The organism is Clostridia bacterium, from assembly GCA_014360065.1.
In the GTDB taxonomy this organism is placed as follows: Bacteria; Bacillota; DSM-521; order Neomoorellales; family JACIYF01; genus JACIYF01.
Genome location: JACIYF010000086.1, coordinates 1 through 10,802 on the forward strand (window position 1 = coordinate 1; position 10,802 = coordinate 10,802).

The window sequence follows — 10,802 nt, forward strand, 5'->3', positions numbered from 1 at the left end:
GTTGGCTAAGGCCATATCCTGCTTTTTCAAGGCCTCCACCGCCCGGGCAATGGCTTCCTCCACCAAGCTGCCCATCCGCAAGATATCCTTTTGCAGCTCTACCAACGAATTCTGAAAGCCTTCACGAGCACTCAACCTCTTCAACCTCCTTCTCCGTAGAACCGTCTGCCTCCCGCCGCGCCGCAATCCTCTGCCCCCCACCCCAGCGCTTCAACCGCTGGCCCACCGGGATCCGGCAAGGCCTTGGTAATCGGTCCCAGCAAACCCCGTACCTACGGCTCGGCTAACCGAAGCGGCCGGTAACGTAATCCTCGGTGCGCTGGTCGCGGGGCCGAGTAAAGATTACCTCGGTATCATCGTATTCGATCACTTCCCCGTTTAGGAAAAACGCCGTCCGCTGGGAAATCCGCGCTGCCTGCTGCATATTGTGGGTAACGATGACGATGGTGTAGTCCTGCTTGAGCTTTTGGACCAGCTCCTCAATCTTCAACATGGAAATAGGATCTAGAGCGGAGGTGGGCTCATCCATGAGCAGGATATCGGGCTCCACGGCCAGCAACCGGGCAATGCAAAGGCGTTGCTGCTGCCCCCCTGATAGCCCCAGGGCGGAGCGGTGCAGGCGGTCCCGCACCTCATCCCACAGAGCTGCCCGCCGCAAGCTGTTCTCAACAATGCTGTCCAATTCCTGCCGGCGCTTGATACCATGAATACGGGGTCCGTAGGCCACATTGTCGTATACGGTCATGGGAAAGGGATTGGGCTTTTGAAATACCATTCCCACTCGCTTGCGTAACAAAGCCACATCTACCGAAGGGTCGTAAATATTGCGGCCATCGATCTCCACCGTGCCGGTAATGCGGACATTGGGAATCAGATCGTTCATCCGGTTGAGGGTGCGCAGGAAAGTGGACTTGCCGCAACCGGAAGGACCGATGAGAGCGGTAACCTCATGGGCAGAAATATCCATGGTTATATTCTTAAGGGCGTGGAAGTCGCCATAATACAGATTTAAGTCACGAATAGTGATCTTGGCCTGGGACTCAGGTTTAACTAGCTTTAACCCGGAACCGCTGGTAGCTTGGCCCAAGGTCAAGCCGTCGGCTTTCTTCTTAAGCGCATCTTTGGCCATCAGCACCATGTCCTCCTAACCCTCCTAGGTTAGCCGTTGAGGCACTACTTAACGGTAACAGAAGCTAGTAAGGCCAAAGTTAACTTGAGGTAAAGTTTAAATTAAGATACCAAGAAAATCTACTATTTTAAAGGAGATTCTCTCTTGGTATTGAATAGTCCTTCTTTAGGGGAAATAGGCCAAACAAATTGATGGCGAGGGGAAGTGAAGCTGGGGTTTCACTAGAAAACTTGACTGCAGGAATCTGGACTGCAGGGACTTGGAGATCATTTTTTAAAGGGGAGTGAAGAGATGTCGCAAACTAAAAAGCTAGCTCGAGACGTAGCCATAGTAGGAGCTGGTATTTCCAAGTTTGGAGCCTTCAAGGACAAGACTACCCGCGACCTCTTTGCCGAAGCCTTCACCGAAATGCTAGCTTCGGTGGACAAGGGCATAAGTCCAAAGGATATTGAGGCCATGTACGTGGGCAACTTCTCTAGCGACCTGTTTGAGGGTCAGGGGCACATCGGACCGATTATGGCCGAGTGGGGCGGCTTGATCCCGGCACCCTCAACCCGGGTGGAAGGTGCTTGCGCCAGCGGTGGTTTAGCCTTCCGCCATGCGGTGCTGGCCGTTGCCTCCGGCGCTTTTGACGTGGTGCTGGCAGCCGGAACCGAGAAGATGACCAATCTTCCTACCGAACGGGTGACCGATACTCTAGCTGCCGCCAGCGACACCTTGGTGGAAGCCCCAGCCGGTTTTACCTTCCCAGGGCTCTATGCTGCTATTGCCACCGCCTACCTTCACAAGTACAACCTGGGCCCAGAATACCTGATGCGGGTGGGCATCAAGAATCATAGCAACGGAGCCCTGAACCCCAAGGCCCAATTCCAGGCCAGCATCAAGGATTTAATGGAGAGCCGCAAGCAGAAGCTGGCCGCCAAGGGCCAGCCGGTGCCCGACTGGCAGGATGAGCTGGATTTCTTAAAGGATCCGTCGGCCAACCCCATGGTGGCCTGGCCGCTACGGCTGTTTGACTGCTCGCCCATCACCGATGGCGCCGCCTGCGTGCTGGTGGTAGCCGCCGAGCGGGCCAAGGAGTTCACCGACAACCCCATCTACGTCATCGGTACGGGCCAGGGCAGCGACTATCCGCTCCAGGGCCGCCGTGACCTCACCTCCATCGGCGGAGTTAAAGAAGCGGCCCGGCAGGCTTATAGCATGGCGGGCGTCAAGCCTGAGGACATCAAGATCGCCGAAGTGCACGACTGCTTCACCATCGCCGAAATCGTGGCCACCGAGGACTTAGGGTTCTTCCCGCCCGGCCAGGGTGCCCTGGCAGCAGCAGATGGAGTCACAGCCCGGACCGGGTCCAAGCCCATCAATACTTCCGGCGGGCTTAAGGCCAAGGGGCATCCGGTGGGAGCTTCGGGCGTAGCCCAGGTAGTGGAGATCTGGCACCAGATGCGGGGAACCGCCGGCGCTCGCCAGGTTCCCAACGTGGATCTGGCCCTGACCCACAACGTAGGCGCTACCGGCGGCACTTGCGTGGTCCACATCTTTGAAAGGAGGTAACCACATGAGCGATACCAATGCTATTGAAGCCTTCTCCACCGCTAGGTTCTTCCAAAACATCCGTGAGGGTAAGCTCATGGCGGTTAAATGCAAGAAGTGCGGACGGTTAGCCCTTCCGCCCCGGCCAGTGTGCCCGGATTGCGGCGGTCAAGATTTCGACTGGGTCGAGCTCAGCGGCAAGGGGAAGATAGCCACCTTCACTAACATCGCCGTTGCCCCCACCTTTATGGTGGAAAAGGGCCACGGACGCAATAACCCATACTTTGCGGTGATCGTGGAGTTTGAGGAAGGTCAGCGGCTGAGCGGCTATTTAGCCGGAGCCAGCGGCATTAAGCCTGAGGAGCTAAAGATCGGCACTCCCGTGGTTCTCGATTTCGCTCTGTCGGCCAAGGAAACGGATCCGCTACCCACCCTGGTCTTCCAGCTAGCTTAGGCCTCACGCAAGACATCATGGTTTACCACCCCCTGGGGACCGCCCAACCAGAGCCGGTCCCCAGGGAAGCAAAATTGGCGGTTGCCAGGGTAACTCCCCCAGTTGGTAAGATTGACCTAGGTCTACTTCGTAAGCTCGGGCTTCGCCTTTGGCGTCTAACCAAACAGAAAATCCTGTAAGCAATTAGGAGGATAAACGGTGGCTGATTTGGAGCTAATGAATGCAATTCGTTCTGTCATCCAAGAAGAGCTGACGCCTGTTCGCCAAGAACTAGAACAGGTAAATCACCGCTTAGACCAACTGGAAAAAGGCCAGGAGAGGCTCGAGCAGCGCCTGGACAAGGTGGAGCAACGACTGGACAAGGTGGAGCAGCGCCTTGATAAGGTGGAGCAGCGCCTAGACAAGGTGGAACAGCGCCTAGACAAGGTGGAGCAGCGCCTTGATAAGGTGGAGTCCAGGTTGGATCGCCTAGAGTTCCAGGTTGATAAGGTGCAGAAGGACCTCAACGGAGTCAGGGTTGAACTCCGCGGGGTTTGGGAAGATATTAGGCGACTAGACAGACGTTTAACTAAGCAAGAGGAAAGAGCAATCCAATAGCCACCAAGACTTAGTCAGCCGGGCTCTTGCCCGGCCGACTTTTTTGCTATAGCTGTTTCTCCCTCAACCTCGCCTGTCGGCCAGGCCGGCCAGGGCGTAAGTGGCCAGCCATACCATCAGGTGCACCGAGCTGCCGTTCAGGTCGGCGTGGGGGTAGACTTCCACCAGGTCAAGGCCCAGCAGCGGTGCCACTAATTTCCACCACCTCCCCTTCCCTTTCCCGTAACCGTTTCCTCAGGCCATCCATAAGATGCCATAGGCAACCTACTGAGCTAAGGGTTCAGTCCTGGGCGCCAAAGGCTGAGCTGGAGCTCTAGGTGGCTCGCGCAAGGTTACGGAGCGAACCCAGCCCGAGACCAATTTGCTTAGAAGGAGTGGATGAGGGTGCCAATAGATTGGACCAAACTGCTACTTGGTTTCTCGGGCCTGCGCAAAGAGATCATGCAGGCCAAAGATGAGCTGGAAAAGATGAGGAAAGATGTCACTACTCCGGGAGGCGAGATTACCTTTACCGTTAATGGCCTAATTGAGATCAAGGCAGTAAAGATCAACCCCAACCTCAGAGTGCACAAACTAACCGAATTTGAGGGTCTATTGCTGGCGGGTATTGAGCAGGCCATCGAGGCGTCCCGATCGCTTTTGGCCGCCAAAGCCAAAGAAAAGGGCATCGATATCGAGAAGTTCCGCTCCGGGGAGATCTGGGCTGCTCCAGAAAGCGAGGCAGGTGAGCCCTAATGGATAAGCTAGGGCGGACCCTAAAGCGCAACCGCCAAGGTTTGCTTTCCCTCCCCAACGTGGTGGGGGTAGCCCGGGGCCAAAAGATGGTTCGGGGCGAAAGCACCAAACAGGAAGCAGTAGTGGTGCTGGTAAACCAAAAGATGACCTTAAAGGACCTGCGGCAACAGGACGTGGTGCCCCGGGTCCTGGCCGGAGTGCCTACCGATGTCATCGAAGTGGGGGAACTCCGGCTGTTGGAGGCGCAGCCGCTGGAGGCCGAACTGGCAGAGGATGAGGACAAGGATCCTGGCCAACCCGGGGGGCTCCCGAGCCGGACCCGGCGCCAGCGCCCGGCTCGGCCGGGAGTTAGCGTGGGCCATTACCAGATAACGGCCGGTACCCTGGGAGCTTTGGTCAAAGACCGGCGGACGGGAGAGTTGCTCATTCTCTCCAACAACCACGTTTTGGCCAATGCCACCGATGGCAGAGACCGCCGGGCCAAACCGGGCGATCCTATCCTACAGCCTGGCCCTTACGATGGCGGTACCATGGACGATACTATTGCCCACCTGGACCGCTTCATTCCTCTGGTGCGCGAGTATGCCCGCCCCACCTGTCGAATCGCCAATTTTAGCGAAAACCTGGGCAACCTGGCCCTGACGGCGCTGGCGCCACCTTATCGGCTGGAATTCCGCCGCCGCATGCCCCGCCCCAACCTAGTCGACGCCGCCGTGGCCCGGCTCACCAACCCGGACGTGGTAGTGCCGGAAATCCTGGAGCTGGGACCCGTCCGCGGGCTGGCGCCGGAAGCCAAGGTTGGCACGGTAGTGCGAAAGAGCGGCCGATCCAGCGGCCTCAATCAAGCCCAGATTTTAGCCTTGGATGCCACCCTGCGGGTTAGCCTGGGGGAAAAGGACACGGCCATCTTTGCGGGTCAACTGGTGGCCGGTCCCATGGCCCAACCTGGGGACAGCGGATCTTTGGTGGTGGATCTAGAAAACCGCGCAGTGGGGCTTTTGTTTGCCGGTTCCTACCAGGCCACCATCATCAACCCTATCCAAACCGTCCTAGATACTTTGGCTATCGAACTGGTGATGTAACACCATCATCGATACTTTCATAGTATATGGGTGCGAGCGGTAAAATCTCCGGCAACTGCCACTACCATATCCGCTCCTGAAAAAAGACCTAGCTTGAAAGGAGGGCTTCATTATGGCAGGAGGTGTAGGCTTCTTCGGCGAGCGCTGGGCGTTCATCGTGTTCCTAATTCTCATTCTTCTGCTCTTAGGAGACAGCTAAGCCAGCCGGGCAACCTAGTCTTGCTGGTGGGCGACGGAAAGGGGGATTATCCATGGGCGCATTCTGGGATCGCCGCGCGTTCGTGATATTCCTGATCCTCATCCTCTTGCTGCTAGGCGATAGCTAATCGGCCCAGGGCAGCAACTGGATGCCAAGACGGCGCCTGAGGATCACTACCATGACCGGTTTCAGGCCACGCCCCTTCTAAGGGGCGTGGCTCCCTTAAACTTGATAAGGGCGGTGAGCTAATGGCTCTAATTAACTACGACTTATTAAACCTAGTCCGCGCCGCCCAACCCTTTGCTAGCTCTAGGGGCAAAAAGGCTACTGAAATCCTTGAGAACATAGTAGCCCTCATCGAAGCCGAGCCGGGGACCAAGGCCCTTAGTTCTTTGCAGAGCCTTTGGAACAGGGAGGAGGCGGAACCTATGGACACAGTGGAAAGCCAAGGGCTTTTCGACGGTGCTCCCTTTATTCTGTTTTTGATTCTCATCCTCTTGGTGCTAGCCCATTATGGCACTTTAGAGACCAGCCAAGCCGGGGATGAGCCCCAGTCGGCAGGAAAAATCCAACCTGCCGGGCCTGGGGAAGGACCCGTCGTAGTGGCGTCTTAAACCGAGAACAAGGCGCCCAGCACTCAACTGATGGCTTGCCGGAGCTTGAGGACAACGCCTGGTCACCTCGCCGGCCGAAAATCCAGGCTCGAAGTAATAATTAAAAGATAGCCTGGCCGGGAGCTCGGTTGAGTGCTGGGCTATAGCTACATGGCCAGCTCGCCTCCGGGGCCGGGGATAACCTGGAGGATCAGCTCCTCAAACCCAGTCTGAGCATTGATGTAAACCAAGTAAGTATCGGCATCTTTGCGAGCCCGCACCTCGTAGGCGAGGACTTCTTTACCCGATTCCAGAGGTATGAGCGAAAGCCTTACCCGCTCCGGCTTGAGGTCATCGCTAGCCCGCCTTTGGGCTTCGGCAGCGGTAAGGGTAGGGGCGGGCAGCTTCCGGGCATGATGAGCCATTAGGTAGCCCTGGGCGTCGAATCCTACCACCCGGCCATCGTCTAAGGACACCTTGACCTTAATCAAGTCGGGATAGATCACCACTCCATTCTCCCTGGGAACCAAAGAGATGACTTGCAGGTTGCCCTGGCGCATGCTAAATGTTGGCTCCATATTCTTAAAGCCCCGGGCAGCTAAGAATGCCTGGGCTCGCCTTTGGGCTTCGGCCGCGTCGATGCTGGCTTTGGCCGCCGGGCGGTTGGACAAAGCCCACACCACTTGACCGCCCTTGCGGGCCACATCCACGTTGATGGTCTCCCCCCGGGCAGTGTCGGTGAAGGTAATGGCAAAGGCAGGAATCTTCCCCTCCACCCGGCGCACCTCGGTAATCCGGTAGGAAGCCGGGTTGGGTACGTCCAGAAACCGCCTGGCAGCATCTTCGGCCTGGGCTTGGTTGATTTCCGGCCCGGTCAGCCCCAAGGGAGTGCGCCGCTCCAGGTGGTCGGAGAAGGGGCCATCATAGACTAAAGAGGGAAGTTCCTGCATTCTTTGGTCGATATTCTGGAAACTCTCATCCGAGCCCGATGGAGGAGGATTGGGCACGTTTTCACCGGCCCGCGCCTGAGCCGGCACCGATTGGCCTGGGGGCATGGGGGCAAGCCTCCCCCGTCCACCGAATAGCGGCGACACCGGGATCACGTTGCTGGACCACCGGTAGCCTTTGGCCATCATGTCCTGGTCAATGGCATGCAGGCTTTGGCTAAGCTTCTTCATTTCCCCTTGCAGCCGGGCCAGCTCGTCGAGCTGGTGAGAGCTGACCTCCTGACCGCGGATGCCAGCCTCGGCTAGAGAGTAGCTGTAGTCACCCACCTGGGCCAAGAATTTACGGGTGGCCGATAAATTCAATTCCTTTATGGGCAATTGAGAAAGGGCACTTTGGGCATCCAAAGAGCGGTTCCAGACCTGGCTCAAATAGAGGCTGCGGCGTTCTGGAGTCGCAGAGGCTAGGCCTTTGCCCAAGAGAGTCTGGCTTTGATCCACGTAGTTAATGAGGTTGTGAAAATCTCGCTGATAGTTAGCTTCCAGAGCATATCCTAAGGTGGATTTGGCTTGGGACTGCTGCCAGCCCCAACCCAATAAAACCAAAGCTATGGCCGCTAATCCCACAATCGCCCAATTGCGCCAATCGGCCCATTTTCCGGCTAACCGGAAACCGCCACCATTTAGTCCGCCACGTTCCGCGCTCAAGTTTTCGCCTCCTATTTCAGGTTATTAGGCAGTCGCTGCCTATAAGGGTTACAGGGCAAAGACGTGCCTGCCGATCTGGGTTATGATGGTCCGGGTCCAGATCCAGGCGCTCACAGGTTTGGCTGGGTTCCAGAAAAACAGGGAGCCATAAGTAGGATCCCACCCATTCAGGGCATCACGAGCCGCATTGAGGGCATCGGCAGACAGGTTGACTTCCCAGATCCGGCCGTTCATGACGCTCTCGAAAGCAAAGGGCTGGTAGATCACTTCAGGAATAGTGCTGGGAAAAGCGGGGCTTTTGACCCGGTTGAGAATCACCGCTGCTATCCCCACCCGCCCAGCGTACGGCTCTCCTTCGGCTTCGGCTTCTACCACCCGAGCCAAGAGCCACTCATTGTCAATCCAGGGGCCAACTACCCCCGCCTGGGCTGGCCATGAAGGCTCAAAGCCAGGGTCGGCTGCTGGAGCTGCTGGGACCGCCGGGGCTGCCTCGATCATTGGCCCCATTTTTCGCCCACTATCGCCCAGTGGAAATGGGACCAGCCCCAGGGCGCTGCCTAGGCTCAAGCTTATCTTCAAACCAGGCCTAGCCAGCCAACCAACCTCAGGGGTCCGGCTAAAAACCAAATGTCCAGCTTGTACCACGGCGGGGATGGCCGGATCTTCGACCGGATCGATAGCTGCCTCTCCCCCGCCCGCAGTTGCCCAGGCCGAGGCCGCTACCAACATGGATAGCAAGCCTAGAAATAAGTTTCGCTTCCAGCGTCTACCGCCTTTTATCACCGTAATCACCTCCAAGATCTCGGCTTTTATTTTTTTCCTGCTAGGGCCGGTTTATACCGCCCCCGGCAAAAATGGGCAATACAACTTAGGCAACCGCCGCCTGCATCTGGAATAGGATGTAGAGGATTCCCCAAGGAGGTCGGCCGGATGGCCAATAGCCTGTTGGACAGCTTAAACGAGCTTCTTGACCGCCAGAACCAGCGCTCCATGGACACCCCAAGCCTGATTGCGCTGGTAGGGATGTTTGCTTTGATCAGCATCGTCAGCCTGCTTCGGGAGGGAGCTACCCCCTCCGCTGGCGACCGCGGCTCGGGGGCGCTCCTAGATATGTTGGGCAGCCTCTTGTCCCATGAGGCTGGCTCCGATAAAGGCGGAGGCCAGGACCGCTCCGCCCTCCTTAAGGGTTTAGCCAGCGCCCTGGGCAAGAACCCGGCCGCTTTGGCCAGCTTGGCCAACCTGCTGGCCGGCTCCAGTATGGGCAGCGCCGCAGGGGCAAGCTCCGGCGGCTCCGGCTCAGGATCCGGCAGTTCGGGCTTGGGAAGCACCGACAGCTCCGGCTCAGGTCGGTTCGGCAGTTCCAGCTCAGGCAGCGCTGGTGGCACAGCTGGCACCAAGGATGCCGGGTCTACTAACCCCCCCAACCCCCCCCCCCTTCCCCGGCCCCGCCCCTCCAGCTAAGCAGAAGAGGAGATAGCCTACAGTTAGGTCAGCCACGACAGGGGAGCCGGGCTATGTTATAATCAACCTAGGCAATTGAAACCGGGAGTTGGGGGAATTGAAGCCAGGAGCTAGGCCAGTTGCCGCTCCCACGCTACTGGGGAGCGGCCTAGTTTTGCTTTCTACCTTGGCCCTAAGCACTGAAGCCGTCCTAGCCAAGCTGGCCTATGCCGGGGGTGCCAGCGCATCTAGCGTCTTGGCTATGCGCTTCAGCCTTTCCACCTTATGCTTCTGGTTGCTCCAGGTCCGGGCGCCGCTAGGCATGCCAACCTCCCGCCTATCCGGCCGAGAAGGGCTGAAACTTCTCCTCCTAGGATGCGCCGGACAAGGCGTTACCGTAGTCTTGTTGTTTCACTCCTTTCGCTACATATCAGCGGCTATGGCCATCCTGTTTCTCTATATCTACCCGGTCGTGTCCAACTTGGCGGCCCACTTCTTGCTACGGGAAACCTTGACGGCAAGAAAGATCTTGGCCCTGGTGCTGGTCTTAACCGGGTGCCTGCTCATCCTGGCCGCCCCAGGCAGCCCCCAACCGGATAACCCAGCCGGGCTAGATTGGCGGGGCGCCATTATGGCCTTGGGCGCCGGGGTAATTAATGGCCTCTTCCTGGTAATTGGTGCCAAGGCGGTGGAGACGATACCAGTAATTACCTTTAACGCCTATGTCACCACCGGGGTGTGGCTTACAGCCTTAATTAGCGGATGGCTGGCTGGCGACCTAGGGCTGGGCTTCTCAATCAGCGCCTGGGTAAGCATCCTGGCCATGACCACCTTTACCGTCATTGCTTCCCTGGCTATGTTTGCCGGGGTGCGCTACATCGGCGCCTCCAGCACCTCCATCATCAGCACTTTGGAGCCAGCTGCCACCGCTCTATGGGCCTACCTGGTGCTTGGGGAAACCATCACTCTCCGGCAAGCCCTAGGCGGCCTGGTAGTGCTGGCGGGAATCTTATTTTCCTTCTCCAACTCTTACCGATCCGCTCATCCCTACCCCAGCCCCTGATACCTCAGCTTGGGCTTCATCTCAGGCCCCGGCGAGCTTTACGGCCAATTGGGCGTCCATGCCTGTGGCCGGCTCCCCCAGCACTCAAGTGCCAGCAGACCACAGACTCTAAGCAACCTACTACCTGCCTAAGGTGGACACCATACCTGGATTCGTGAGTTGAGTGCTGGGTCCGGCCCGCCTCCACCCCTGCCGTCGCCAAGGTGGCTTAGCCGCTTGGCCTAAGGTCGCTTCCAAGCCGTGCCTCAGCATTACCCGCCAGCTAGCGGCATGAGGGGGCCGCTAGCTTGACTTTGGCAAGCTTGTTGGTTATATTTAGGTTAGG

At 57.8% G+C, this 10,802-nt stretch carries 12 protein-coding genes; 8 read left to right on the top strand and 4 right to left on the bottom strand.

Annotated elements, in window-relative coordinates; translation table 11 throughout:
- On the bottom strand, positions 1-135 hold a 135-nt coding region (locus tag H5U02_11220; GenBank protein MBC7342992.1), incomplete at its 3' end, for a phosphate transport system regulatory protein PhoU.
- Positions 136-283: 148 nt separating this feature from the next.
- Entirely contained in the window at positions 284-1,129 is an 846-nt protein-coding gene (locus H5U02_11225; protein ID MBC7342993.1) for a phosphate ABC transporter ATP-binding protein, read from the bottom strand.
- Positions 1,130-1,420: 291 nt separating this feature from the next.
- On the opposite strand from H5U02_11225, the gene H5U02_11230 reads away from it, so the two are divergent.
- The 6 genes from H5U02_11230 (at position 1,421) to H5U02_11255 (ending at position 6,343) form a co-directional block, all read left to right on the top strand.
- A complete protein-coding gene (locus H5U02_11230; GenBank protein ID MBC7342994.1) occupies positions 1,421-2,683 on the top strand; it encodes a hypothetical protein in 1,263 nt (420 codons plus the stop codon).
- A 4-nt stretch (positions 2,684-2,687) separates the two neighbouring features.
- Complete coding sequence (locus H5U02_11235) at positions 2,688-3,116, top strand: Zn-ribbon domain-containing OB-fold protein (GenBank protein MBC7342995.1); 429 nt, start codon at positions 2,688-2,690, stop codon at positions 3,114-3,116.
- Between the two features lie 198 nt (positions 3,117-3,314).
- Positions 3,315-3,713: a hypothetical protein gene (locus H5U02_11240; protein ID MBC7342996.1), complete on the top strand. Its 399-nt coding sequence runs from the start codon at positions 3,315-3,317 to the stop codon at positions 3,711-3,713.
- A gap of 384 nt (positions 3,714-4,097) precedes the next feature.
- Positions 4,098-4,448 carry a YbaB/EbfC family nucleoid-associated protein gene (locus tag H5U02_11245; GenBank protein ID MBC7342997.1) on the top strand — a complete coding sequence of 117 codons (351 nt, stop codon included), beginning with the start codon at positions 4,098-4,100 and terminating at the stop codon, positions 4,446-4,448.
- Positions 4,448-5,530: a hypothetical protein gene (locus tag H5U02_11250; GenBank protein ID MBC7342998.1), complete on the top strand. Its 1,083-nt coding sequence runs from the start codon at positions 4,448-4,450 to the stop codon at positions 5,528-5,530. The genes H5U02_11245 and H5U02_11250 overlap by 1 nt, the downstream gene beginning before the upstream one ends.
- A 447-nt stretch (positions 5,531-5,977) precedes the next feature.
- Complete coding sequence (locus H5U02_11255) at positions 5,978-6,343, top strand: hypothetical protein (protein MBC7342999.1); 366 nt, start codon at positions 5,978-5,980, stop codon at positions 6,341-6,343.
- A gap of 146 nt (positions 6,344-6,489) precedes the next feature.
- On the opposite strand, the gene ypeB is transcribed toward H5U02_11255, so the two are convergent.
- Positions 6,490-7,974 (bottom strand): germination protein YpeB, encoded by a 1,485-nt coding sequence (ypeB, locus tag H5U02_11260; GenBank protein ID MBC7343000.1) that lies wholly within the window; start codon positions 7,972-7,974, stop codon positions 6,490-6,492.
- A 48-nt stretch (positions 7,975-8,022) separates the two neighbouring features.
- The gene (locus H5U02_11265) at positions 8,023-8,481 is read right to left on the bottom strand and encodes a cell wall hydrolase (GenBank protein MBC7343001.1); all 459 of its coding nucleotides are present in this window, start codon (positions 8,479-8,481) and stop codon (positions 8,023-8,025) included.
- 423 nt (positions 8,482-8,904) lie between these two features.
- Between H5U02_11265 and H5U02_11270 the strand changes: the two genes are divergently transcribed.
- Both H5U02_11270 and H5U02_11275 read left to right on the top strand, forming a co-directional pair.
- The gene (locus H5U02_11270) at positions 8,905-9,435 is read left to right on the top strand and encodes a hypothetical protein (GenBank protein MBC7343002.1); all 531 of its coding nucleotides are present in this window, start codon (positions 8,905-8,907) and stop codon (positions 9,433-9,435) included.
- Positions 9,436-9,532: 97 nt separating this feature from the next.
- Positions 9,533-10,477, top strand: coding sequence for an EamA family transporter (locus H5U02_11275; protein MBC7343003.1), 945 nt, complete (start codon positions 9,533-9,535; stop codon positions 10,475-10,477).
- Positions 10,478-10,802: the final 325 nt, after the last annotated feature.

Coding starts and splice junctions, on each gene's coding strand:
- H5U02_11225 (MBC7342993.1), bottom strand. CDS start 1,129: ATGGCCAAAGATGCGCTTAAGAAGAAAGCCGACGGCTTGACCTTGGGC.
- H5U02_11270 (MBC7343002.1), top strand. CDS start 8,905: ATGGCCAATAGCCTGTTGGACAGCTTAAACGAGCTTCTTGACCGCCAG.
- H5U02_11265 (MBC7343001.1), bottom strand. CDS start 8,481: ATGGGGCCAATGATCGAGGCAGCCCCGGCGGTCCCAGCAGCTCCAGCA.
- H5U02_11250 (MBC7342998.1), top strand. CDS start 4,448: ATGGATAAGCTAGGGCGGACCCTAAAGCGCAACCGCCAAGGTTTGCTT.
- H5U02_11235 (MBC7342995.1), top strand. CDS start 2,688: ATGAGCGATACCAATGCTATTGAAGCCTTCTCCACCGCTAGGTTCTTC.
- H5U02_11230 (MBC7342994.1), top strand. CDS start 1,421: ATGTCGCAAACTAAAAAGCTAGCTCGAGACGTAGCCATAGTAGGAGCT.
- H5U02_11255 (MBC7342999.1), top strand. CDS start 5,978: ATGGCTCTAATTAACTACGACTTATTAAACCTAGTCCGCGCCGCCCAA.